This is a genomic window from Naumannella halotolerans (assembly GCF_004364645.1).
Classification (GTDB): Bacteria; Actinomycetota; Actinomycetes; order Propionibacteriales; family Propionibacteriaceae; genus Naumannella; species Naumannella halotolerans.
The window spans coordinates 1,024,809-1,049,804 of sequence record NZ_SOAW01000001.1; the positions used below are offsets into that span (position 1 = coordinate 1,024,809).

The following is a 24,996-nucleotide window of genomic DNA, read 5'->3' on the forward strand; positions in this document are numbered from 1 at the left end:
ACAGCGACGTCCGCTGGGGGAGACGACAGGGTCGGGCACGGTGGCGCCGATCAGGGGGAATGGCCGGGCCGGGATGGGCGCCGGGTCAACGAGGGGCGTGCCGGATTCGGTCCCTGCTCCGGGACCGGCCTGTGGGTACGCCACTGTGCGACCTCGCTTCCGTCGGTGATCCGAACGTTAACCCGGGCCACCGTCACGGCGACCCCTCCGACCGGACGGTCTTGGCCGTCGGCCCGTGCGGCGGTTCAGTCGGTCGCCAGTGCACGGCTGGGATGTGCGCCGAGGGTACGGGTGAAGTCCTCGGGAACGAGGATGTGCTCGCGGTTCAGTTCCTGTACCGAGCCGACGCCCAGGGCGAGCAGGGTCGAATCGATCCCGCCGCGGAGGATGTCGAGCACGTTCTCCACCCCGGCCTGACCGTTGGCGGCCAGGCCCCACAGATAGGCACGGCCGATCATCACCGCCTTGGCGCCCAGGGCGAGGGCCTTGACCACGTCGTTGCCGCGGCGTACCCCGCCGTCCATCACGACCTCGATCTGCTCGCCGACCGCGTCGACGACCGGTCCGAGCATCCGGATCGCACCCGGCGTGCCGTCGAGATTGTTGCCACCGTGGTTGGACACCGAGAGGGCACTCACTCCGGCGTCGACGGCCCGCTGGGCGTCGTCGATCCGGGAGACTCCCTTCAACATGAACGGTCCGCCCCATTCCCGGACCATCCAGGCGATGTCGTCCCAGGTCGGGGGAGGCGACTGCATCCATTCGAAGTAGGCACCGAAGAAGGTCGGCGCGGGACCGTCCTGGGTCAGGTTCGGTGTGGTCAGGTCCGGCAGGGACCGGGACCTGGCGAAGTTCAGCAACCAACGCGGTTTGGTGATCACCTCGGGTGCGAACTGCGCCATCGCCTTCAGGTCCAGCTTCTCCGGGATCGCCGGACTGCCCCAGTCACGACCGTAGGAGAACGACCAGTCCAAGGTGGCGATCAGTCCGACGGCGCCAGCCCGGCGGGCCCGTTCCATCCGCGCGGCCATCACGTCCCGGCCGCCCATCCAGTACATCTGGTAGAAGGTCTGCGGGTTGGCGGCGGTGACCTCCTCGACCGGTTTGGAGGCAAACGAGCTCAGGCCGATCGCCGTACCGCGGGCGGCTGCGGCCCGGGCGACGGCCACCTCACCGTCGGGGTGGACGGCCTGCACGCCGGTGGGGGAGATGAGCACCGGCAGCGCAATGTCCTGGCCCATCACCCGGGTACCGAGGTCACGTTCTGCGTGGTTGCCGGCGACATGCGGGGCGAACTGCAGTTCGGAGAAGGCGTTGATGTTGTCGGCATAGCTGAGGCCTTTCTCCGACCCGGCCAGCAGTGCGGAGTAGACCGATCCGGGGAGTCGCTTCTTCGCCCGCCGTTGGGCTTCTGCCACCGTCTCCATCCATGCGTTCGCCACGTCGCGACCTCATCTCCGTTGGTTGTGGCTCGAGACTAGGACCGCTGTCACAGCGGCGGACCCCTCCGACCGGAGGGTCCGATCCTGCCGGGTTCGGTGCGGTGGACCGTCGGGTGCGGTCGGTCGGCTGCGGTGGTACCGACGGTGATCGACGGCCCGCTCCCAGCAGGTCGAAACCCATTGGTCACGCAGAGGCGTTAGCGTGAAGTGTGAGCCCGATGATCCTTGCGATTGCCGCACTGGCGGCCATTGTCATCGCGGCCCTGTTGTCGCGCCGGACCGGGGTCGCTGCACCATTGCTGTTGTTGGTGATCGGGATCGGGATCAGCCTGATCCCCAGCACCCCCAATTTCGAGCTGGAACCGGAGTGGATCCTCGCCGGTGTCCTGCCGCCGCTGTTGTATGCCTCGGCGGTACGGGTGCCCGTGCGCGACCTGCGCCGGAACTTCCGGATGATCGGACTGCTGTCGGTCACCTTGGTGATCGTCTCGGCCTTCGTCATCGGTGGGGTGATCAGCTGGTTGATGCCGACGATCCCGTTCTGGGCCGCCGTGGCGCTGGGTGCGGTGGTCAGTCCCACCGATGCGGTGGCCGCGACCTCGATCGGCAAACGTCTCGGCCTGCCGCACCGGCTGATGACGGTGCTGGAGGGGGAGAGCCTGCTGAACGATGCCTCGGCGCTGGTGCTCCTGCGTACCGCCACCGTCGCCCTGGCCGGGTCGTTCAGCATCTGGTCGGCCAGCTGGGAGTTCCTGCGGGCGGTGGTGATCGCGGTCGTCGTGGGGCTGCTCGTCGGCTGGCTGACCGTACACCTGCGGGCCAGACTGGCCGACCCGGTGCTGACCACCGCGGTCAGCTTCATCGTCCCGTTCCTGGCCTACCTGCCGGCCGAGCAGGCCGAGGCCTCCGGGGTGGTGTCGGTGGTGGTTGCCGGGCTGGTGACGGGCAACATGAGTGTTCGCAAGTTGAGCGCCCGGGAGCGTTCGACGGAGCGGACCAACTGGAACACCTTGCAGTTCCTGATCGAGAACGGTGTGTTCTTGCTGATGGGCCTGGAGATCAGCACGCTGCTGGCCGACCTGCAGGACAACGGGCACACGGCCTGGACGGTGTTGGGGCTGGCGGGCCTGGTGATCGTGTTGTTGCTGGTGCTTCGGACAGCATTCATCGGTGTCGAGGTCCTAGGGCAGCGGCGGGTGGCAGCCCGGTTCCCGGCCGCCCGTGAACGGGTCAATCGGATCGGCGCCAAGTTGGATGCCTACGATCCCGAGGACGAGCGGATCCAGCAACGGATCGATCGCTACTCCCGCCGGCTGGCCAGGGGACGTGCGGATCTGGACTTCTACGAACGCGAGCCGATCGGACTGCGTGGGGCAGTGGTGCTGTCCTGGGCCGGTATGCGCGGTGTGGTGACGCTGGCCGCCGCGCTCACGCTGCCGTTGAGCACCACCGACCGATCCCTGCTGATCGGTGTCGCCTTCGCCGTCGCCGTGATCTCCCTGCTGTTGTACGGGGGCACGTTGCCGCTGGTGATCCGCTGGGCGAAGGTACGTACCCCCGATGCCGACGAACAGCGAGACGAGGTGATCAGCCTGATGGAGAGTCTCGGCGAGACGGCCGAGAACAGCCTGGCGAGTCAGAAGGACGTGACGATCGACGGCCACCACATCGATTCCGATGTCGTCGATTCGGTGTTGGATCGATTCCGCCAACTCCGGGACCGGCGCCGCCCGGCCGACGATCCGGATCAGCTGACCAAGCGGCAGCAACAGAAGATGGTCTCGCGGACCTATCTGGAGGCCATGCAGGAGGCATTGCACGAGGAGCGGGCGATCGGCGCCTACAGCACCTATGCGCTGCAGCGGGCGCAGTCGTTCCTCGATGCCGAGGAGTTGCGCCAGGACCGCTGATCGACTGTTGTCCCTTGCCGTGGTTCGCTTTGCAGCATGCATGCCCCTGCGAGGTCCATACTGCTTGGCACAGCAGCCATCTTTGTGCTCTACGTGGGAATACCCATGATGGTGTGGCTGGTCCACCTTGGACGGCCACCACTACGGCAAGCCGGGTTCATCGGCCACGCGGAGCTCTTGGCGCTGTGGGTCGGTGTTCCCGGTGTGGTCGGTGCGGGTGTCGCTGCGGCCGTGCATGCGCTCACTCGAAGGTCCCGGGCGGGATGGGTGGCTGGTTTGCTGGCGATGGTTTCTTCGTGCGCTGGTGCCGGATACATCCGTGGCTGGTCGCTCGACACGTTCTTCGACATCCGCAATACGCTCGAAGCGTTCGCGTTCGTGGGGTGGGTCCACGTCGTGGTGACTCTCTTCGCAGCGATCGTGTGGACTGCCGTGTCGAACCACCGACCTTCGCGAGCTTGACCACAAGCGTTGGCAGGGGGAGTCGCGTTTCCGGTCGGTACTCCGTGCCAATGCGCTGTTTTGTCATAATGTGGCTTATCGGACTAGTCGCGGGCTGCCGTCGTTGGTACCGGTTCAGTGCGTCGGGTTGGAGTATTCGGAGGTGTAATAGCCCCCCGGCGCCTCGAAGTCCTCCGCATCGCATTTCGGCGCCGGGTTCAGTGTCTGTTCATCACCGTTGACATCGGTGATCGTGAACCATGAGTCGGTGAGTTCCTTCGACGATTCGACCTTGGTCCAAACGGCATTGAACAGGTCCAGGCCGGCCAGACTGACCGAGACTGCGCCGGCATGCCGAACCGGTGAGGTTGATCTTCAGCGATGCCGGCGATCAACGATCATTCCTGATCCGCCTTCTCGAAGTCGTGGGCGTCCATGTCGATCTCCTCCGCGGTCACCGACTTCGTCCCGTTGTAGACCTCCCGGTCGATCTCCCCTGTGCCGTTGGCCACCAGCATCGCTACGAAGGTGTCCCCGTTGACGTTCAGGAAGGTACGCAACACCCCGGTGAACCAGTCGACGGCGATCAACAGGCCGATTGCCTGGATGGGCAGGCCGAGGGAGGTTGCCAGGAACATCGCCACCACCGGGAACCCACCGGGCACGGTGATCGTGCCCATGTTCAACAGGATCGCCAGGGCCATGCCGAGCACGATCTGCCCTGCGCTCAAATCCACTCCCCCCGCCTGGGCGAGGAACAGGACGACGATCGTGTAGTTGAGCACCGCCCCGCAGGAACCCATCGTCATGCCGATGGACAAGGTGAAGTTGGCGACCCGCTGGCTGATCCCGACCTTCTCCACGGCATTGCGCAGCGCGGTCGGGAAGGTGACCGCCGAACTGGTCGTGGTCACCGCGATTGCGGTCTGCTCGGCCAGCTTCTGCGGCAGCAGCAGCGGATTCAGACGGGTCACCAGGGTGGTCACCACGACGAACATGATCAAAATGATGATCACACCGAGAGCATTGGTTCCGAGGTACGCCAGCGCCGAAGTGATCACGGCGAAACCGACATCGCCTGCCACCACTGCCAGCAGGCAGAAGACGCCGATCGGCGCCAGGTACATGACGAGTTTGATCATGCCCAGGATGACCTGCTGTGCCTGGTCCAGCACCTTCAGCAGCACGGTGTTGCCGGTGCGTGCGATCAACTGGTTCATTGCCAGTCCGAAGAGCAGCGAGAAGACGATGATCGGCACCATGTCCCCCTCGGCCATGGCGCTGAGCACATTCGTGGACACGAAGTTCAACAACGTGTCCTGCCAGCCGGTGGGTTCACCGAGATCGGCAGGGTCCACCTCCAGTTCACCGGTGAACACCATGCCTGCGCCCGGACGCAACAGCGTGGCCAATGCGACCGCGACCAGCGCCGACACCACGGCGAAGCCGAACATCCAGCTGAAGGTGCGGACGGCCAGGCCGCCCATCCCCTTGCCCGACATCGACGCGGTGGCCACGATCACCGAGGTCATCACCAGCGGCACGATCGACATCTGGATCAGCCGGATGAACAGATCCCCGATGAACTCGAGGTTGGCCGCCCAGTCGCCGACCACCAGACCGAAGACGATCCCGAGGACCGCGGCCAGCCCGATCAGGATCGCCGGCGAGGTGAACGGACTCTTCTTCGGTGCTGTTGTCGTCGACGGTTGCGTGGTCGTCATCGGGTGGTCCTTCGTCGGTGGGGGTACGAGACACCGACGCTAGGTCCGAGTGGTTACGGCCACGCGCGCGATTGTTACCGGTCTGTTGCGCCGCCGGTGGCGATGCGTGTCAGCTGTGTTCGAACGGTGGTTGTTCAGTTGGCATCGTTGAACACTCCCGACCGGGTTGCTCGCTCCCCTCGGTCTGTGTCGCTCACCCACTTCGGGTCCTGACAGCCAACTCTTATCGACTCACATCGGGTGGACCTCAGGGCGCCGTTGCGCGGTCTCAGATCATGGCGACGGGTCCGCGCGGGTCCGTTCCGGCGACTCGGATTGAATCCTGAGAATTTCTTTGTTTCAGTGGCGGACGCCGCCGCACGGTGGCAGACCGAACGGAAACGAACGTCCCGAGTGGGGCACCTCCGGTCCCGGATCGCTGCAGGGGGAAGTCCTGCGATCCGGTTCCGGGGCCCCCTTCGACTCTGCGGCAGCAGACGGACGCCAACCAAGGAGACGCATGATCAAGACCAACCGGTTCCCGGTTCACCGACTGGCGGCCGTGGTCGCCGGTGCCGCCCTGGCCATCGGCACGCCTGTTGCCGCTTCCGCAAGCGCCGGCACCGGCCACTTCTGGGGTGAACGTGGGTCATGGCAACAGCGGGACTCGAGCAGCAAGCAGTCCAGCGGGGGCGGCGAGTCCTGCACCATCCCGAGTGATGCCGATTCCGACGTCCTGAAGACGATCGAAGAGGTGCTCGACGAGCGCGACGCCAGCAGCAAGGTCCGCCTGTCCGCCTACGAGGCGGCCTGGGTCGAGTCGCATGCGAACAACCTCGACTGTGGCCACAGCGATTCCGTCGGTGTCTTCCAGCAGCGTCCGTCGGCGGGTTGGGGTTCGGTCGACGAGCTGACCGATGTCGAGTACGCCACCAATGCCTACCTGGACCAGGCGATCCCGGGTGAGAAGAACAACCCGGGTCGGAGCGCCGGCCAGTTGGCGCAGTCCGTCCAGCGCTCGGCCTACCCCGACCGGTACGACGAGGCTGAGGAGAAGGCGCGGGACCTGATGGAACGCGCCCAGGACTGAACCCGGTGACCGGCATCGGCTGATCTCCCGACCGACGCTGCAGGTCAGAGGCGGCCGGCCGCCGGCCCCTGGATCGAGGGGTCCAGCGGCGGATCGGGCGCCAGGCTCCCGTCCGGGGCGATGTGTTCGAACATCTGCCGGACGACAGTGACGATGTGCGGGTCGTCCACCACATAGATCAGCCGGCGCCCCTGCCGTCGAGCGCTCACCAAACCGGCCAGCCTCATCTTGCTCAGGTGCTGACTGGCCGCGGTCAGGGTGACCCCGGCGGCTTGGGCCAGGGCGCTCACATCGCGTTCACCGTCGGCAGCCAGGGCCAGCAGATGGAGCCGGCTCGGGTTCCCCAGCAGATCGAAGATCCGGGCGACGACCTCCAACTGCTGTGGGGTCGGCTGCTCGGTCATTGCTCCATTCTGCCCCCTCGCCACCCCACTCCTGACTCAAGGGTGGGGTGAGTCCCCCGGAACCTCCTCGTGAAAGAAGCTTCCGCGGCGCCGGAGGTTGGGAATCATCGCTCCAAGGCATAGACTGCTCACAGCAAAGGGTTCATTGCGTACCGGATGGGTGGGACGGTACGCGCCGAAAGACGAACCCAGGAGCGTTTCCTTGTCCCAGCGCGTCACCACCGCGCCCCAGCCGAGCCTGATCGCGCGTTACCGGGAGCTGATCTCGATCGCCGGCCCCACCTTCGTCCTCACCGCCGCACTCGCGCGACTGCCGTTGGCCATGTCCCAGCTGGGCACCCTGCTGCTGGTCTCCGGAGTCACCGGATCCTATGCCGCCGGTGGCATCAGCGCCGGTGCGTTGGCGGTGGCGAACGCGGTCGGGTCACCGACTGCCGGTTGGCTGACCGACCGGCTCGGGCAGCGATGGGTGCTGTTGATCTCCTCCCTGGTCGGTGGAACCGCCTTGATCGGCTTGGTCCTGGCCGCACGCTCCGGGTCGGATTGGCCAGTACTGGCAGCGATCGCCGGTCTCGCCGGCTTCTTCCTGCCGCAGATCGGTTCCCTGGCCCGCGTCCGCTGGCCGCTGCTGATCAGCGGTCGGGATTTCGAGCCTCTGCCCCGGCGGCGACGTGTCGAGACCGCCTTCTCCTATGAGGGGACGGCCGACGAGGCATCGTTCATGATCGGCCCGGCCGCCGTGGGGTTGGCAGCAGCACTGCTCTCCCCTGCCGGTGCCCTGCTGCTCGCCGGCGTGATGATCATGACCTTCGGCAGCTGGTTCGCCCTGCACCCCACGGCCGCGCTGACCAAGCCCGATCTGCGAGTGGACGCTCCGGCCCGTGGTCGCCTGCTGAGTGCGCCGCTGGGGATGTTGATCGTCGGTCTGCTCTTCATGGGCATGATCTTCGGGTCGGTGCAGACCGGCAGTACGGTGCTGGCCACCGCCGCCGGACAACCGGGCCTGACTGGGGGTCTGCATGCGCTGCTCGGCCTCGGCAGTGTCATCGCCGGACTGACCCTGCCGCTGTTGCCGGAGAAGTACGCACTGCCGAAGCGTTACCGCGCATTCGCCCTGGCCATGGCATTGCTGTCGCTGCCGCTGCTGTGGGTCGACCGGATCAGCCAGTTGCCATTGCTGCTGATCGCCCTCGGCCTCTCCGTGGCGCCGTACATGATCACCATCTTCACGATCGCCGAACGGATCTCCGATCATCGTCGCCTCGGCATGGTGATGACGGTGCTGGCGGCGACGATCGGTGTCGGGTACGCCAGTGGCTCCTCGTTGGCCGGACGACTTGCCGACCTCGGAGGCCACCACCTGGCCTATGCGGTCACCGCCGGTGCTGCCGTGGCAGCCGCCGTCTTCAGCATCTTCGGTGAACGGCTGCTGACCCGGACGACCGGGCAGGCCCCGGTGTCCACGCCATCAGCCCCGGGTCCGTCGGACGCGGCGTCGGACAACGTCGCGGCAGCCGATGACCCGATCCGACCGGGCGCTGCGCGGACCGCCGGGACTTCACGCCCTGCCGCGCGCGTGACCGCGACAGCCTCCAGCCCGCCTGTCGGCGTCAGCTCCGTCCGGAGCCGCGCTGCCACCCGTGGACGGTCGCTCTGCGGATGTGACTGGTGTCAGCTCTGAGAGCCCCTCGACGCACGACAGATCGGTGAGCCGAGTGGTGCGGCAGCCTTCGGGCGCCTCACCGGACTCGACTGCCGCGACTGCGGGGCGTGAATCGAGTGACTCGGTCAGACCGGCTAACATCGGCGTGTTCTCTATCCCACCAGCCTCAGGAGTGCCCGGTACGTATGGCCACCACGATCCAGCATGTTGTCTTCCCTCTGGACAACGATCCCGACATCCTGCCGCTGTACGCCGACCCGGAGACCTGGACCAAGGTCGGTCACGACACCGTCAGGGTGTCTGCGCTGGCCCACATGGACAATGTGCTCTCGCGCAGCAAGGCCCGGGTGCCGGGTGGACGCAGGGTTTCCTATGCTAGCTATTTCAACGCCTTCCCCGCCGCCTACTGGCAGCGCTGGACGACCGTCGACGAGGTGACCCTCACCGTCACCACCACCGGTGCGGCCACCGTCATCGTCTACCGCTCCAATGCCGGCGGCGCGGCTCAGCGCATGGAGTCACGGCTCGTCTCGGGCACTGTGACCAGCGAGTTCGTGCTGCCGGTGAAGAACTTCGGTGACGGCGGGTGGTACTGGTTCGACATCGTCGCCGACGATGGTGACGTCGTGCTGGAGGGCGGGTCCTGGTCCACCGACCGCGAGCCCCGTACCCAGGGCAATGTCTCCCTGGCGATGACCACCTTCAACAAGCCCGGTTACTGCGTCGAGACTCTGCAGACCCTGGCCGCCGAGACCGATCTGCGGACCGAGATCGACAAGGTCTATGTGATCGACCAGGGCACCGAGAAGGTCTCCGACGCCGAGGGTTTCACCGAGGTTGCCGAGGAGCTCGGGGATCAGCTGCAGATCGTCCGCCAGGACAACCTCGGAGGCTCCGGTGGCTTCTCCCGCGGTATGGCCGAGACGGTCCGTGCCGGCAAGAGCGAGTTCGTCCTGTTGCTCGACGACGATGTGCAGATCGAGCCCGAGGGCATCTTCCGCGCGCTGCAGTTCTCCCGCTTCGCCCGCAACCCGATGCTGGTCGGCGGCCACATGTTCGATCTGTTGGACAAGCCGATCCTGCATGCCTTCGCCGAAGTGATCGACATGCGCTACTTCTTCTGGCGCTCGATGTTCGACGAGCAGATCCGTCACGACTTCCGGCGTACCAATCTGCGGCAGACTCCGTGGATGCATGCCCGGATGGATGCCGACTACAACGGCTGGTGGATGTGCATGATCCCGGTCGAAGTGATCAAGGAGATCGGTCTGTCCGTACCGGTCTTCATCAAGTGGGACGACTCGGAGTACGGTCTGCGGGCCCGCGAGGCCGGCTACCCCACGGTCTCCCTTCCCGGTGCGGCCCTGTGGCACGTCTCCTGGGTCGACAAGGACGATGCCTACGACTGGAACGCCTACTTCCATGCCCGCAACCGGATCCTGGCCGCGCTGCTGCACTCCACCCACCACCGCGGCGGCCGGTTGATGTCGAACAGTCGGCGGATCGACCTGAAGCACCTGCTGTGCATGCAGTACTACGCAGTCGACGCCCGGCACCAGGCGATCCGCGACCTGCTCAGCGGCCCGGACCATCTGTACCCCACGATGCGGTCGCGGCTGCCCGAGTTGCGGGCGCGGGCGGCGAAGTATCCGGAGATGCGGGTGATCCGGGGCAACGAGGAGGAGATGCCCAACACCAATGAGGGCAAGCGGATCTATCCTCCCTACCCCGAGCAGCCGCCGATGGGGTCACGGCTGGTGGCCTTCGGCGCCATCAGCGCAGCCCGGCACTTCTTCACCAAGCCGAAACCGAAGAACATCGACCATCCCCAGGCCGAGCTGGCGAAGAAGGACGCCGCCTGGTGGCGGGTCCCCTTCCTCGACAGCGCCCTGATCTCCACCGCCGACGGCAGCGGCAAGTCGGTCTACCGGCGCGATCAGCGCAAGTTCCGCCGGATGTGGCGCGAGGGCCTGGAACTGCACCGGCAGCTGGAGTTGCGCTGGGACGACCTGGCCAAGGAGTACCGCCGACGGATGCCGGAGCTGACGTCGCTGGAGACCTGGGAGAAGCATTTCGGCACCCGCGAGGACTGAGGTTCAGCCGATCCGGTCCACCAGCTCGCCGAGGACCGATGCCTCGGTGTCGGCATGCACCGAGATCCGGATCCGGTCCGGTGCATGCAGGGTGGTACGCAGGCCCGCCGCCAGGGCTCGGTGGTGACGCACCGGCGCATCGGCAGCCCGCACCACCACGATGCCGGCCCGGTCGCCGGGGTCGACCGGTGAGACCACCTCCAGGCCGGCGGCCTGCAGATCGCTCAGCAGGCCGTCGATCAGTTGCTCGATCCGGGTGGCGATGGCCCCGGCCCCGGTGCGCTCCACCAGTTCGACGCCGGCTGCCAGGGCCGCGGCGGCGAACGGCGACTCCCGGGAAACGGTGAACCTCCCGGCATCGGCACGGTGCGGCTGGGGCGTACCGGCCATGCTGCCGGGACGGTCCACACCGGTCCAGCCACTGAACAGCGGGCGGGCCTGCTCCAGCAGCCGGGGTGAGCAGGCCAGGAAGCCGGTACCCCAGCCCGACCGCAGCCACTTCTGTCCCCCGCTGACCACCGCATCGGCCACGGTCCAGTCCTGAGCGACCACCCCGAAGGCCTGGATCGCGTCGACCAGCAGCAGCCGGTCGCCGATCGCCTCGCGGGTTCCGGGCAGGTCCGCCCGGAACCCGGTGCGGTAGTCGACCGCGCTGACCACCACCGCAGTCACCGGATGATCGGCTGCGGCCAGCCGGGAGGCGACCAGCTCCGGTGTCACCGGTCGGGGATGGCGCGGGTCGGTCAACGTCACGACCTCGATCAGGCCGGCCTCGGCCGCCCGCCACCAGGGGTGCAGGTTGGCCGGGAACTCACCCGGTGAGACCAGCACGACCGCACCCGGCAAACCCGAGGCCAGTCCGAAGATCCCACTGGAGGTGTTGGGTACGAAAGCGTGCTGCTCGACCCCGAATCCACTCAACCGGGACACCGCGGCCAGTGCAGCCGTCGTCCACTCCTCCAGCAGCTCGGTCGGCTCACCGTGGGCGGCCTGGTCCATCACCTCGGCGGTGGCGGCCAGTACCGCCTCCGACGGTGGACCGTAGCGGGCGAAGTCGAGGTAACCGCGAGGACCGCTGAACTCGGCGCCGTAGGCGGCCAGCCGATCCTCGCTGCCGATCACTCGGCCGGCTTGCCGAAGATCGGGCGCACCTGATTGCGGTACATCGAGAGCGCCGAGCCGATCGCCATGTGCATGTCGAGGTACTTGTAGGTGCCCAGGCGTCCGCCGAACAGGACATTCGGCTCACCGTTCTGCAGCTCCCGGTAGGCCAGCAGACCCTCGCGGTCGGCGGCTGTGTTGACCGGGTAGTACGGCTCGTCGTCCTTGGTGGCGAAGCGGGAGAACTCGCGCATGATGACCGACCTGTCGTCGGGATAGCGGTCGGCCCGCTCGGGGTGGAAGTGCTTGAACTCGTGGATCCGGGTGAACGGGTAGTCGGCGTCGGCGTAGTTCATCACCGAGGTGCCTTGGTAGTCACCGGTCGGCACCACCTCACGCTCGAAGTCCAGCGTCCGCCAGGAGAGCTCGCCGGCGGCGTAGTCGAAGTAGCGGTCGACCGCCCCGGTGTAGACGACCGGAACCTGGCCGACGGTGGTCGCCTTGGCCACGTCCTGGGAGGTGTCGAAGAAGTCGGTGTCCAGCCGTACCTCGATGTTCGGATGGTCGGCCATGTTCTCCAACCAGGCGGTGTAACCGTTGACCGGCAACCCTTCCCATTTGTCGTTGAAGTAGCGGTTGTCGTAGTTGTAGCGGACCGGCAGCCGGGTGATGATCTCGGCCGGCAATTCGGTCGGGTCGGTCTGCCACTGTTTCGCGGTGTAATCGCGGATGAACGCCTCGTAGAGCGGCCGCCCGATCAGGGAGATGCCCTTCTCCTCCAGATTCCGGGAGTTCTCCGCGGAGAACTCACCGGCCTGTTCGGCGATCAATGCCCTGGCCTCGTCCGGGGAGTAGGCGGCATTGAAGAACTGGTTGATGGTGCCCAGGTTGATCGGCAGCGGGTACACGATCTCGTTGTGCCGGGTGTAGACCCGGTGGACGTAGTCGGTGAAGGCGGTGAAGCGGTTGACGTAGTTCCAGACGGTCTCCACCGAGGTGTGGAACAGGTGCGCCCCGTACCGGTGGATCTCGATGCCGGTGTCCGGATCGTCCTCGCTGTAGGCATTACCGCCGATGTGGTCACGCCGATCGATGACCAGCACCTTGATTCCCAGATCAGCAGCGGCACGTTCGGCGATCGTCAGGCCGAAGAAGCCAGAACCCACCACCACCAGATCAGAATTCATGTTTCAGGCACTCCTGTCGTTGATTCGCGTCTGTTCCGGTACCCGAGGCCGGCCGGCCGTGGCACCGTGCACCCGTGCGAGTGTAGCCGCAGGAGGCGGCGGCAATTCGCCGTCGATCGGGTGTGTTCCGTATGGTGTTCACGCTTCGAACCGTCACGACCAACATCTGAGCTCACGAAATGGATCGGGTGCTCCAACGGAAGGGTGAACAACGTGAAGTTGTCCGTCATCGGCTGCGGTTATCTCGGCGCAGTCCACGCAGCGGCGATGGCCTCTCTGGGGCACGAGGTGGTCGGCATCGACGTCGACCAGGCGAAGATCGATGCCCTGGCCGAGGGGCGCGCCCCGTTCTTCGAACCCGGCCTGCCCGAACTCCTCACAGAGACCCATGGCAGCGGGCAGCTGGTGTTCAGCACCGATGTGGCAGCCGCCGCCGACTGCCAGGTCCATTTCATCGCCGTCGGCACTCCGCAGCAGGTCGACGGGCCCGGCGCGGACCTGCGGTTCGTCAATGCCGCGGTCGACTCCCTGCTCCCCCACCTGAAGCCCGGTGACCTGGTCGTCGGCAAGTCGACCGTCCCGGTGGGTACCGCCGATTCGTTGGCACCCCGGATCGAGGCCACCGGTGCCGAACTGGCCTGGAATCCGGAGTTCCTCCGGGAGGGGTTCGCGGTGAAGGACACCATCGAACCCGACCGGCTGGTCTACGGGGTACGCAGTGAGCGCGCCCGTAACCTGCTCGATCAGGTGTACAGCACCGCCGTTGCCGCCGGTACGCCGCTGGTCGTCACCGACTACCCGACCGCCGAGCTGGTGAAGACAGCCGCCAACGCCTTCTTGGCCACCAAGATCTCGTTCATCAATGCAATGGCCGAACTCGCCGAGACCACCGGTGCCGATGTCACCCAGCTGGCCGACGCGATCGGTTACGACAAGCGCATCGGGCGCAAGTTCCTCAATGCCGGCGTCGGCTTCGGCGGCGGCTGCCTGCCGAAGGACATCCGCGCCTTCCGTGCCCGCGCCGAGGAACTCGGACGGGGTGAATCGCTGGCCTTCCTGCGGGAGATCGACGAGATCAACCTGCGCCGCCGGCAGCGTGTGATCACCCTGGCCACCGAACTGCTCGGCGGATCGGTCTACCAGCGACGGATCGCCGTCCTCGGCCTGGCATTCAAGCCGAACAGCGACGACATCCGTGACTCACCGGCCGCCGATGTCGCCGTGGGCCTGAACGGCTTGGGCGCCGAGGTGGTGGCCTACGATCCGGAGGCGATCGAGAACGCCCGCCGGACACACCCGCAGCTGACCTACGCGGCCAGCACGAAGGAGGCCCTGGCCGATGCCGAGGCAGTCGTGCTGGTGACCGAGTGGGACGAGTTCAAGCAACTCGACCCGACGGTGGTGGCCGATCAGGTCAGCCAGCGGGTGATCATCGACGGCCGCAATGTGCTGGACCGGGAGGCCTGGCGCGCAGCCGGCTGGCGCTACGCCGGGCTCGGCCGCAGCTGAGCCGCCCGGTGTGGCCCGGGCCGTCAGCCCCGATCGCCGGCTCGGCCGGTGAAGGTGGTGACGCCGGTGAAGGTGGTGACGATGGCCCGGGCCATGGCCGGCCAGCTGTTCTCGGTGACGAAATCGGCCGCAGCTGCGCCCTTGACCCGGCACTGCTCGGCGTCGATCCCGTCGATCACGGCGGCCAGCGCCGCTGAGTCGTCGACCGGGAACAGCCAGCCGGTACGGTCGTCGACCACGTCGTCGAGCCCCGGCACATCGGAGGCGATCACCGGTTTGCCGTGATGGTAGGCCGAGGCGACGATGCCGCTGCCGGTCGCTGAGCGGTACGGCAGCACGACCGCATCGGCCCGTTCGAAGAACTGGGCGGCCTCCCCGTTGCTGACATAGCGCAGGACGAGTTCGACATCCAGATCGGCCGCGGACGCGATCAGGTCCGCCGGGTCGTCCCAGGACTCCCCCACCACCGACACCGCGATCGCCGAGGGATCCTGCACCTGCCGCAGCGCGTCGAGGAAGACGTCCAGGCCCTTGTAGGGACGGATGAAGCCGAAGAAGAGCAACTCCAGCCGACGCCGCCGAGGCAGCGGATCGGTGACCGCCGGGTAGTAGTCGTAGACCGGATGCGGCCGCTGCAGCACCGGGGTACCGGGGCTCAGTTCGGCCAGGATCTCGCGTTGCCGGGCGCCGTGCACGACGTACCCGTCGGCGCAGGTCAGCAGCTTGTGGCTCACACGGGTCTGGATTCCCGGGGCGTCATGATCGGCCAGATTGTGCACCAGGTAGACGACCTTGATTCCTCGCGCCCGCAGGTACCGTGCGATCACGAACCAGGCCGGTTGCCAGTAGACGGTCCACCAGTTGATCAGTACCAGGTCGGGCTTCGTGCGAGCGACGGCGGCAGCGGTACGCAACCAGCTGATCGGGTTCAGGGCATGCAGGCTGTAATGCGCATCGTCTCGGCGGGCGGCGCCCTCCTCCACGTCACTGGCCCCGGGATAGAGCCGCTCGGGGTAGAGCTTGTCGAACGACCAGACGGTGAGGTCGCTGACCGCCGACAGGCCATCGGCCAGACTGGTCGTGTACTGGGCGATGCCGCCGCGGTACGGACGCACCGGGCCGATCAGGCTGATTCGCGGCGTGCGGGTTCCTGGCGTGGTCGCGGATTGCATCAGCTGCTCCTGGCTGGATCGGTTCGCCGGTCGTCGACCGTCGACGGGGTGGACGTGGGGATCACGAGATGGTCGGCGCGGCCGGCTCGGTCCGCCGCCGGTGCCGCCGCTGCCAGCGGTCGATGCCGAACCCGAGGGCGGCGAAGCCGAGATCGGCCAGGACGAACAGCACCCGGGTGAGCAGCCACAGTGCACCGAGCGCGCCGGGGGCGAGTGCGCCGGTCAGGGCGATCTCGATCACACCTTCGCGGATACCGGCGCCGGCCGGTGCGGGTATGAACAACAGGCCGGCTGCCCAGGCCAAGGCCCCGACACCGATGGTCGTGATCACCGATTGCAGGTCGAGGCCGATCCCCAGGCCGACCCCGACGACGAACAGTTGCAGACCGCAGGCCACCCAGCCGGCCAGGCTCAGCAAGGTGGCGAGCCCCAACTTGCCCCAGCTGATCGGTTGCGGCGGTTCCATCCGGGCCAGCCGGAAGGCGAAACGGAGCAGCCAGTTGAACACCGGGGGCAGGAGGCAGATCGAGAAGGGAATGATGAACCAGGCGACCCAGCCCCAGTCCTGCAACAGCTCGGAGGGGGCGAAGATGAAGGTGAGGCAGCCGACCGCCAGTGCCGTCACCAGGCTCATCACCGTGGCAGTCGCCATCGCCGCCGCGGAGGTCCGGCGCGGGATCTGCCGATCCGCGCCCAGTTCGGCGGCGGCCAGGATGTTCCAGACTCCCCCGGGCAGGTACTTCCCGAGCTGACCGATGCCGTAGATCACCGTGATGTCGGCCAGTCGGGTCGGTGCCCCCATACCGGCCAGGAGCACCCGCCAGGCACACATCATGCAGAAGACGTAGACGAAGGTCAGGACCAGGGCACCGACGACCAGCGACGGCGGCAACTGGACGACAGCGGCGGTGAACTGCTCCCACCGGGTGGCCAGCGCCCAGCCGGCCAGTCCGAGGACCAGCAGCAGGAACGCGGCGCGTACCCAGGGAGAGCGGAGGAACGCCAGTACGCGATTCAGCAACGAACGGTCCTCACTTGACCCTTCCGTCGGAGACGAGGTCGTCGGCCGCCTCGAGGGTCTGATAGCCCTTCGGCGGTTGGTCGGCACCGCCTGGCTGAAGCTCCACGGTCGGCTCGGCATCAACCGGGTCGAGGGCCGGCCGGACCTCGCTCCAGGCCGGACCGGCAGGTGGGATCACCCGTTCGGGGTCGTACTGGATCTCCTTCAACCGCTCCAAGGTGTCCTCCAGCAGGGTGCGGTTGGTACGCAACATGTCCGAGATCACGAGCAGGGCGACCGAGATCAGGGCGCCGGTCAGCATCGTCGAGCCGAAGATGAGCGACTGGATGTAGTTCCCGTCGTACCCCATCAGTCGCAGCACCAGGAAGCGCACGAACGGGATCGCGGCGCCGAGGCCGAACAACGCCGCCAGGGTCAGGAACACCGCATGCGGCTTGAACATCACGTAGCTGCGCATGATCGCCTGCCCGGAGCGCGACATGTGCTGGAAGATGTTGTCGAACAGGCGTGATTCGCGGGTCTTGGCATTGGTGGTCACCGGAATGCTGGCGATCCGCAATCGCTTGTTGCCGGCCTGGATGATCGTCTCCATGCAGTAGGAGAACTGGGTGACCACATTGAGCCGGATCAGCGCCTCCGCGGAGTAGGCGCGGAAACCGCTGGCGGCGTCGGGAAGGTCAGTGGTGGCGGCGAAGTTGACCACCTGGCTGCCGAAGGACTGCATCGCCTTCTTGAACGGGGAGAAGTGCTTGATGGTCTTCGTCTGCCGGTCGGCGATGGCGATGTCGGCCTCGCCGCGGATCAGCGGCTGCACCAGGTCGGCGATCCGATCCTGCGGGTACTGGTTGTCGCCATCGGTGTTGACCACGATGTCGGCCCCGTGCGCCATCGCGTAGTCGACACCGTCACGGAAGGACCGGGCCAGCCCCATGTTGCGCGCATGCCGGACGAAATGCACCACACCGAAGGACCTGGCGACCTCGATCGTCCGATCGGTCGAACCGTCGTCGACGACCAGGACGTGGATCTCGTCGATGCCGTCGATCTGCTTCGGGATGGACGACAGCACCAGAGGTAGCGTCCCCTCCTCGTTGAGGCAAGGAATCTGCACAAACAGGCGCATCGGGTCTTCCTACTTCCTTCCGTCGTCGCATCTCGCAGCGAAGTCTGCTGCCGTCTCCGCGGATTCGCCAAACTTCGCGGGCGGCTGCTCACCGTGGTACCCCACGATATGCCGATCAGGCGGACGGAGGCGAACAGTGGGCGCGTGTCGGGTGACGCCGCGTCGGTGGCGTCATGACCCAACCATGATGGGTAGTATCGGTGAACCGTGACGACGCCAGCCCAGACCTCAGCGCCTTCCGACCACCCTGCCGGTCGGAAGGCCCGCCCGATGAACTCGACGGCGGCCCCCCTGGCTGTGGCTCCGGCCGACGACCTGCCGGGAGGACAGGCCGCCGCCGGCGGTCGGATCTGGCAGGTCGTGGCCGCTGGCGCGGTTCTGGTCGCCCTGCTGGTGAACCTGATCGTCGCCTGGAGCGCCGAAGCGCCATCCTTCCCCTTCGACGAGATCAGCCAGCTGCAGATGAGCCGGATGCTGGCGGGTCTGGACACACCGGCCATGCGTGGCGCCGGTTACTACCCCGGCTGGTCGGTGCTGCTCACACCGCTGTGGTGGATCACCGACGACCCTGGCTTCGTCTACCGCGCATCAATCTTCATCGGAGTCGGTGTAGCGATGCTGACGATCTGGCCGCTCAGCCGGCTGGTGGCCATGCTCGGACTGGGCACGGCACAGGCGGTGACGGTGGCGGCCATCGTGATGACGATGCCGAGCCGTGCCTTGCAATCCGACTACGCGATGAGCGAGAAGCTGCTGTTTCTCCTGGTGGTCTGCACCTTTCTGATCTCCTGGCGGCTCTGGCTCCGTCCACGGTGGCAGACTGCCGTGCTGTTGTCGCTCACCGTCGCCGCCGTCCTCTTCACCCACGCCCGAATGCTTCCCTTGGTGGGTGCTGCAGTCATCTGGATGCTCCTGTTCGTCCGCCGCAACTGGAAGATCGCCCTGGTCGGACTGCTGACGCTCGTTCCCCTCGCCTATCTGGCGCAGTTGGGCGGTTCCGAGCTCAACGAGGAACTGATCGGTTCCTTCACCCAGGGAGAGGGAGCCCTGCAGGAGCTCAGAGACAGCCGCCCCTCGCTGTTCGTCCGGGTGGCGCTGGGACAGGCGTGGATCCAGGTGGTCGGATCTCTGGGCCTGATCCTGGTCGGCTTCGTCGGACTTGCGGTGATGCTGTGGAAGGAGCTTCGACGATTCACCGTCGGCCCGGGTGGCTGGCTGATCGCCGGGACGGTCGCCACCTGGTTGGTGTCGTTGATGTCATGGGCCAAGGACGACTCACTGTTCTCCCCTTACTGGCCGCGGCTCGACGCCTGGATCTATGGGCGCTACGTCGATCCCGTGACTGCGGTCGTGGTGGCGGTCGGATTGGCGATGGTGGTCCGCGGGCTCACCAATGCCGGGCCGATCCTCGCCTCGCTGATCGCTGCGCTGACACTGTTCGTCCCCGTCTACTTCTGGCTGGCCCCGCAGGCCTATACGTGGGGCTATGTGACACCGGCACACATCCCCGGCGCGATGCCCTGGTACTGGGCGTTGCCGACTGAAAGATTCCCGGAGGGCAGCTGGATCCTGCCGACGCTGACGAACGAGAATCGCTTCTGGCTGATACCGATGCTGTGCACCCTGCTCGTGCTGGTGGTGATCATGGTCTTTCGGCGGTGGACCAAAGCGATGGCGGTTGGGCTGTCGGTTACCTTCGCTGCTGCCTCACTGGTGGCCAACCAAGCGAGCGATCATTTCCAACAGGTCGAGGGTGATCCGGGTCAGGTGGTGGCGGCTGTGGACGAGATCGAGGCCGAGTACGGTCCGGTCAGCATCGGCTATGACCGCGGTTGCCCTCGGGAGGGCTTCTACGGCGGAGTCGGCCAGATGGTGAACTCGTACTGGGTTCTGCCGACCGTCGTGACCGAGGTGGACCGGGAGCAACAGACGGTGGCAGAGATGGACGTCGACCTGGTGCTGAGCTGTGATGACGGCTGGCCCGAGGGACGGGCCGAGGGGGCGCTTCGTTACAAGGACGCCACCGACCGCTACAGCGTCATCTGGGTGCTTCCCGGTGCAGTGCAGGACGGACTGCTGGCCGAGGGTCGAGTGGACTGACGAGCCGTCCTGCGTCGGGGAGCGACGGGACTGACCTCAGCCAGCCCCGGACTCGTCACGGGGGGGGGTCGGCTCAGCCGGCCAGCATCGCGTCGATGGCCTGCTCGGTCGGCCCGTCGAAGACCTTCTTCCCCTGCCGGATCACGATCCCCCGGTGGGTGAGCTCGCGGACCAGGTCCTGGTCGTGGCTGACGATCACCATCGTCTTCCCGGCCGCCGAAAGCTCCTTGATCTTGGCCTGGCACTTCTCCTGGAAGGGGCCGTCGCCGACCGACAGGATCTCGTCGATCAGCAGGACGTCGAGCTCGGTGTGGATCGCCACCGCGAAGGCCAACCGCATGAACATACCCGAGGAGTAGTGCTTGACCTCCTGGTCGATGAACTCCTCGATCTCGCTGAAGGCGACGATGTCGTCGAACCGGGCGTCGATCTCGTCCTTCTGCATCCCCAGGATGGCGGCATTGAGATACACGTTCTCCCGGCCCGACATATCGGGATGGAACCCGGCACCGACCTCGATCAGGCCGGCCAGGCGACCCCGGATCAGCACCTGTCCGGTGTCCGGTTCGAGGACCCCGGACATCAGCTTCAGCATCGTCGACTTGCCCGAGCCGTTGAAGCCCAGCAGGGCCACCGACTCCCCCTCGTTCACCGTGAACGAGACATCGTCCAGGGCCCGGAAATGGTTGGGCCGCACATCGCGTCCCTTCAACCACTCGACGAAGGTCTCCTTGAACGAATGGGTACGTCGGATCCGGAACTCCTTGGAGACGTCCTCGACGATGATCGATGCCTTGGCCACCTCCGCGGCGGGCAGACTGGTGTCATCAGCGGTCGGCACGGTACTCAGAGCTCCTGGGCGAACTGGCGTTCGCAGCGACGGAAGACCCACTGCCCGACCAGCAGGCACACCAAGGCCACGCCGAGCGAGATCAGCGAGTGCAGCCAGAGGTCGGGAATCAGGGGCAGGGACCGGTCCGAGGTCAGGAACCAGGTGCCCTTGTGGAACAGTTCGACCGCCATGGTCAACGGATTCAGCTGGTAGATGGTGAACATCCACGACGGTACGGTCTCCTGGACCAGGGTCCAGGAGTAGAGCACCGGTGCCGACCAGGTGGCGAACATCAAGATGATCTCGACGAAGTTGGACGCATCGCGGTAGGCGACGTTCAGCGCCCCGAAGAACAGCCCCATCCCCAGCGCGAGGATGCCGACGATCACCAGCGCGAGCACGATGGCGACCAGATTGCCCAGAGTGGGTATCCAGCCCATGAGCACGCAGACCACCATCAAGATCACGAACTGTGGCAGGAAGTGGGTCAGGGCCACCAGCACCGCCGCGATCGGGAACAGCTCGCGGGGCAGGTAGATCTTCTTCACCAGGGCCCCGTTGTCCACGATCGAGTTGGTGGCGTTGCCGAATGCCTCGGTGAAGAAGTTGATCACCACGATCCCGGAGAACAGGTAGACCGCGAAGTTGTCGATGGTCCGGCTCAGGTTCAGGAACTGGCCCATGACGATGTAGAAGACGGCGAACTGGGCCGCCGGCTTCACATACGACCAGACCCAGCCGAGGATCGAATTGCGGTAGCGGGTCTGCGTTCCCTTGCGTACCAGCAAGCGGAGCAGATAACGCCAGTGGAAGACATCCAGCAGACCGCGGCCACGTCCGGGCAGGTGGAACTCGCTCAGATCGGGTGTGGTCACAGTCCTCCATATCCTGTACCGGCGGTTCGTCTGTGCGAACCTTGCGTTCTCGACACCCAGACATCATAGGAGCGTTGCCCGAGCTCGACCGCAAACCCTACCTCAGCGGCGCGTTCAGACATCGAGGGACGCAGGACGGGAGAAGCGGCGTTGGTAGAGCGCCCGGCGGATCCGTACCGGTACGAAGCGGTAGCCACCGCGGATCAGCAGATTGCGAAGGAACTGGAACCTGTTGGTGAAGCCCGAGCGGAGGAACTCACGCTGGATCGCCCACTCGCTGCGGAACAACCGCCAGCCGCCGCGACGGTCGTAGGAACCGGAGTCCACGCGGTACATGACAAGTGGATCGGGCAGGTTGGCCACCTTGGCGCCGCGCTGGATCATCCGCGCGAACAACCAGTAGTCCTCCATCAGGTCGAGCTCCCGGTAGCCACCTGCGGCACGGACCGCCGAGCGGCGATAGACCACGGTCGGGTGGTTGAAGGGATCGTGGAAGGTGGCGAAGGCGGCGATCTCCGCCGACCCCACCGGTGGCGTCCGCCGGGCGGTGATGGTCTCCTCGTCGGTGAACTCGTACATCCCGCTGCCCACCAGTTCCGCGCCCGCCTCGATCACCGGCAGCTGCGCCGCGAAGCGTCCGGGCAAGGAGATGTCGTCGGCATCCATCCGGGCCACCACGTCGTGCCGACAGACCTCCAACCCGATGCTCAGGGCATGACTGAGCCCGGCATTGACGGGCACCCGGTGGTGCACCAGGCGCACCGGTGACTCGCGGCGGAGACGCTCCAGCATCGACGACAGTGCACCGGGTACCGGACCGTCCTGGATCACCACCAGTTCGTCGGGTCGGCGACTCTGCTCGGTGGTGACGCTGTGCACGGCCCGGCGGAAATGGTCGGGGTCGTCGCCGGCGTAGACCGGCAGCAGCACCGAGAACGGTTCAGCCACGACGCCCCCGTCCGGCGGCCGGGGCGCGGTCGGGCCGGTCCACCGCCTCGGCGACCTCGCGTTGGCCCCGCACCAGCTCGGTGTCGAGATCGGCCAGGACCTCGGCATTCGGCCGCGGCCGGCCGGTGATGCCGTCGCGCAGCCCGCGCCGCAGACCGTCGGCCAACAGCCCCCGATTCTTCGAACGGGCGAAGGTCCGGGCCCAGCGACGCAAGGTGGAACCGCCGTACAGCAGCCGCTCCAGCGGGCCCAGCGAGTTCGATCGGGTCAGTAGCCAGACCTTGTTGCGTACCTCGAGGTAGAACCGTGCACCCGGATCGGCGTCGGTGCCGCCGAAGGTGGTTGTCCGGTGCTCGACCACGCTGTTCGTGACCAGGAATCCCTGCCGTCGGCGCAGCACCCGGGTGCTGAACTCGAAATCGTCGTTCCACAAGAAGTAGTCGGCGATCGGCAGTCCGGAGCGGCGGATCGCGCCGGTGCGGAACATGGCCGAGACGAACGAGATCGACCTGATGGGGTACCCGCCGGCGGCAGCCGCGGCCGCACTGACCCGGGTGAACGGACGGCGCCGCGGCATGTTCATCGGATGTTCGCGGCCGTCGGTCCACAGCACCCGGGAGGCGAGCACCGTGGCCTCGGGCAGCTTCGTGCTGAACTCCAGCATCGCCGACAGCGCTTCCGGCAGCGGTACGGTGTCGTCATCCATCACCCAGACCCACTGCGGGTCGAATTGCAGGGCCCGTTCGATGCCCACCGCGAAGCCGCCGGCGCCGCCGGTGTTCCGCTCCAGGGTGACCAGCTCCACCTCGTCGAAATCGGCGCCGACCATGGCCGTGGTGCCGTCGGTGGAGGCGTTGTCGACGACCACGATCCGGACCGGCGCAACGGTCTGGGCGCGAAGTCCCCGCAGGGTCTCGGCGAGCAGCTCTCGCCGGTTGTAGGCCACGACGACGGCGACCACGGACGCTGCAGGCATCGAACTCCTCACCGGATTGCAGGAATGCGGCCGATCCCGCCGCACCGGCGAGCGTACCGGGTCGGGCCTACCGCCGTCCCTGCCAGAGTTGCCGGATCCGGCCGATCATCGGCCGGTCGGCCGGCAGCCAGTCCAGCGACGGCAGGTCGTCGGGCTCGACCCAGCTCAGGCGGTCATGGCTCCCCAGCGGCCGCGGCGCCTCGTCGGAGGCCAGCCGGGCCCACCACAGACGCAGTTCGAGGCGTTCGTCGATCGGCCACGGCCCACCCGCCGGTGCAGTGATCTCGGTGCCGAGTTCGACCTCGACGGCGAGTTCCTCGGCCAGCTCCCTGACCAGTGCCTGCTCAGGTCCCTCCCCCGGTTCGGCCTTGCCGCCCGGGAACTCCCACTTCCCGGCCAATGACGGCGGATAGCTGCGTCGGGCGGCCAGCACTGCGGTGTCGCTGGTGATCACGGCCGCGACGACGAGCTGCCGGCCGGGTCCGGTACCGGTGCTCACGCCTTCTCGTGCTTGGCGTTGCGGGACCAGACGAAGCAGAACAGGCCGAAACAGATCAATCCCAGCGCCAGCAGCGTCAGCAGGTACGGACCGAAGGGCTGTTCGAGGATCATCCGCAGGGCCTGATCGGTGCCACTGGCCTGCTCGGGATCGGCGCTCAGCCCGGCGAAGCCGAAGAGGGCCCCGACGATCAGCAGGGCGATGCCCTTGGCGACGTAACCGGCGGTCCCGAGCCGGATCGCGGTCCGCGACGCACCGCCGGCCAGATCCTCGGTGAACTTCTGCCGGACACCCTTCACGATCTGCGAGACGGCGATGGCCAGGATGACCAGACCGGCGATCACCACCAGTGCCCGGCCGAACGGCATGGCCAGCAACTGCGCCGAGGCCGACTCCTGGGAGGAGTTGGAGTCGCCCTGGCCACCACCGGCGGCGATCCGGGCCGCGCTGAACCCCAGGGCGGCATAGACGACCGCCTTGCCCAGCGAGGCGATCCGCTTGCCGTACCGCTTCGGGGTCGGTACGTGGGAGTGGCCGATCACGGCCTCGATCAGCTGCCACACGGTGAGCGCGAAGAGACCGACGGCGACGATGATCAGCATCACCATGCCGAACGGCTGACCGGCGAGCTGCTGCAGGGCGCCGGTGGTGGAGGCGTCGCCACCACCCAGTCCCCAGGCGAGCTGGATCGCGATCCAGGCCATCAGCAGGTGCACCACTCCGTAACAGATCAGGCCCAGCGTCACCAGCAGTTGGTACGGCTTCGACTGCTGGACGACCTCACCGGCCTTCTCCCCGTGTTCGGCGGCGTTGTCGGCCGCCCGATCGGCTGCATCCTTGCCCTGCCTGGCCTTCTGCTTGCCTGCCTCGACGGCTCCGCCCCCGGTGGAACTGTGCGCCATTGCCC

At 66.7% G+C, this 24,996-nt stretch carries 20 protein-coding genes and 1 pseudogene; 7 read left to right on the forward strand and 14 right to left on the reverse strand.

Translation table 11 applies throughout. The features are described 5' to 3' along the window. Positions 1-245 precede the first annotated feature (245 nt). Entirely contained in the window at positions 246-1,442 is a 1,197-nt protein-coding gene (gene mftD / locus CLV29_RS04795) for a pre-mycofactocin synthase MftD (protein WP_243831725.1), read from the reverse strand. A 218-nt stretch (positions 1,443-1,660) separates the two neighbouring features. On the opposite strand from mftD, the gene CLV29_RS04800 reads away from it, so the two are divergent. Both CLV29_RS04800 and CLV29_RS04805 read left to right on the forward strand, forming a co-directional pair. Further along, a complete protein-coding gene (locus CLV29_RS04800) occupies positions 1,661-3,352 on the forward strand; it encodes a cation:proton antiporter (protein ID WP_243831726.1) in 1,692 nt (563 codons plus the stop codon). 105 nt (positions 3,353-3,457) lie between these two features. Next, entirely contained in the window at positions 3,458-3,814 is a 357-nt protein-coding gene (locus CLV29_RS04805; protein WP_133753883.1) for a hypothetical protein, read from the forward strand. 377 nt (positions 3,815-4,191) lie between these two features. On the opposite strand, the gene CLV29_RS04810 is transcribed toward CLV29_RS04805, so the two are convergent. After that, on the reverse strand, positions 4,192-5,517 hold the full coding sequence (locus tag CLV29_RS04810) for a dicarboxylate/amino acid:cation symporter (protein WP_133753884.1): 1,326 nt from the start codon (positions 5,515-5,517) through the stop codon (positions 4,192-4,194). A gap of 499 nt (positions 5,518-6,016) precedes the next feature. Here CLV29_RS04810 and CLV29_RS04815 point away from each other — a divergent pair, with 499 nt between their 5' ends. After that, on the forward strand, positions 6,017-6,586 hold the full coding sequence (locus CLV29_RS04815; RefSeq protein WP_133753885.1) for a hypothetical protein: 570 nt from the start codon (positions 6,017-6,019) through the stop codon (positions 6,584-6,586). A 44-nt stretch (positions 6,587-6,630) separates the two neighbouring features. Here CLV29_RS04815 and CLV29_RS04820 read toward each other — a convergent pair whose 3' ends face one another. Beyond that, positions 6,631-6,990 carry an ArsR/SmtB family transcription factor gene (locus tag CLV29_RS04820; RefSeq protein WP_133753886.1) on the reverse strand — a complete coding sequence of 120 codons (360 nt, stop codon included), beginning with the start codon at positions 6,988-6,990 and terminating at the stop codon, positions 6,631-6,633. A gap of 202 nt (positions 6,991-7,192) precedes the next feature. On the opposite strand from CLV29_RS04820, the pseudogene CLV29_RS04825 reads away from it, so the two are divergent. Beyond that, positions 7,193-8,467: pseudogene (locus CLV29_RS04825) on the forward strand (MFS transporter); the annotation flags it as partial. A gap of 371 nt (positions 8,468-8,838) precedes the next feature. Then, complete coding sequence (locus tag CLV29_RS04830; protein WP_133753887.1) at positions 8,839-10,746, forward strand: glycosyltransferase; 1,908 nt, start codon at positions 8,839-8,841, stop codon at positions 10,744-10,746. A gap of 3 nt (positions 10,747-10,749) precedes the next feature. On the opposite strand, the gene CLV29_RS04835 is transcribed toward CLV29_RS04830, so the two are convergent. Beyond that, positions 10,750-11,868 (reverse strand): aminotransferase class V-fold PLP-dependent enzyme, encoded by a 1,119-nt coding sequence (locus CLV29_RS04835; protein ID WP_133753888.1) that lies wholly within the window; start codon positions 11,866-11,868, stop codon positions 10,750-10,752. Then, positions 11,865-13,034: a UDP-galactopyranose mutase gene (glf, locus tag CLV29_RS04840; protein ID WP_133753889.1), complete on the reverse strand. Its 1,170-nt coding sequence runs from the start codon at positions 13,032-13,034 to the stop codon at positions 11,865-11,867. Before glf ends, CLV29_RS04835 begins: the two co-directional genes overlap by 4 nt. A 213-nt stretch (positions 13,035-13,247) precedes the next feature. Here glf and CLV29_RS04845 point away from each other — a divergent pair, with 213 nt between their 5' ends. Next, positions 13,248-14,543 carry a UDP-glucose dehydrogenase family protein gene (locus CLV29_RS04845; protein ID WP_133753890.1) on the forward strand — a complete coding sequence of 432 codons (1,296 nt, stop codon included), beginning with the start codon at positions 13,248-13,250 and terminating at the stop codon, positions 14,541-14,543. 23 nt (positions 14,544-14,566) lie between these two features. Here CLV29_RS04845 and CLV29_RS04850 read toward each other — a convergent pair whose 3' ends face one another. The 3 genes from CLV29_RS04850 to CLV29_RS04860 form a co-directional block, all read right to left on the reverse strand. Next, complete coding sequence (locus CLV29_RS04850; protein ID WP_133753891.1) at positions 14,567-15,715, reverse strand: glycosyltransferase; 1,149 nt, start codon at positions 15,713-15,715, stop codon at positions 14,567-14,569. Between the two features lie 61 nt (positions 15,716-15,776). Next, the gene (locus tag CLV29_RS04855) at positions 15,777-16,736 is read right to left on the reverse strand and encodes a lysylphosphatidylglycerol synthase domain-containing protein (protein ID WP_166649130.1); all 960 of its coding nucleotides are present in this window, start codon (positions 16,734-16,736) and stop codon (positions 15,777-15,779) included. Positions 16,737-16,746: 10 nt separating this feature from the next. Beyond that, positions 16,747-17,859, reverse strand: coding sequence for a glycosyltransferase family 2 protein (locus CLV29_RS04860; RefSeq protein WP_133753893.1), 1,113 nt, complete (start codon positions 17,857-17,859; stop codon positions 16,747-16,749). A 270-nt stretch (positions 17,860-18,129) separates the two neighbouring features. Between CLV29_RS04860 and CLV29_RS04865 the strand changes: the two genes are divergently transcribed. Next, complete coding sequence (locus tag CLV29_RS04865) at positions 18,130-19,959, forward strand: hypothetical protein (protein ID WP_133753894.1); 1,830 nt, start codon at positions 18,130-18,132, stop codon at positions 19,957-19,959. A 73-nt stretch (positions 19,960-20,032) separates the two neighbouring features. Here CLV29_RS04865 and CLV29_RS04870 read toward each other — a convergent pair whose 3' ends face one another. The 6 genes from CLV29_RS04870 to CLV29_RS04895 form a co-directional block, all read right to left on the reverse strand. Further along, a complete protein-coding gene (locus tag CLV29_RS04870) occupies positions 20,033-20,800 on the reverse strand; it encodes an ABC transporter ATP-binding protein (RefSeq protein ID WP_243831727.1) in 768 nt (255 codons plus the stop codon). Between the two features lie 5 nt (positions 20,801-20,805). Next, positions 20,806-21,666 carry an ABC transporter permease gene (locus tag CLV29_RS04875; protein ID WP_208292755.1) on the reverse strand — a complete coding sequence of 287 codons (861 nt, stop codon included), beginning with the start codon at positions 21,664-21,666 and terminating at the stop codon, positions 20,806-20,808. 114 nt (positions 21,667-21,780) lie between these two features. Further along, positions 21,781-22,614: a glycosyltransferase gene (locus CLV29_RS04880; RefSeq protein ID WP_243831728.1), complete on the reverse strand. Its 834-nt coding sequence runs from the start codon at positions 22,612-22,614 to the stop codon at positions 21,781-21,783. Then, positions 22,607-23,590 carry a glycosyltransferase family 2 protein gene (locus CLV29_RS04885; protein WP_133753897.1) on the reverse strand — a complete coding sequence of 328 codons (984 nt, stop codon included), beginning with the start codon at positions 23,588-23,590 and terminating at the stop codon, positions 22,607-22,609. Before CLV29_RS04885 ends, CLV29_RS04880 begins: the two co-directional genes overlap by 8 nt. A 67-nt stretch (positions 23,591-23,657) precedes the next feature. Beyond that, positions 23,658-24,089: a (deoxy)nucleoside triphosphate pyrophosphohydrolase gene (locus CLV29_RS04890; protein ID WP_133753898.1), complete on the reverse strand. Its 432-nt coding sequence runs from the start codon at positions 24,087-24,089 to the stop codon at positions 23,658-23,660. Then, positions 24,086-24,991: a DUF1206 domain-containing protein gene (locus CLV29_RS04895; RefSeq protein ID WP_133753899.1), complete on the reverse strand. Its 906-nt coding sequence runs from the start codon at positions 24,989-24,991 to the stop codon at positions 24,086-24,088. The genes CLV29_RS04890 and CLV29_RS04895 overlap by 4 nt, the downstream gene beginning before the upstream one ends. Between the last annotated feature and the right edge of the window lie 5 nt (positions 24,992-24,996).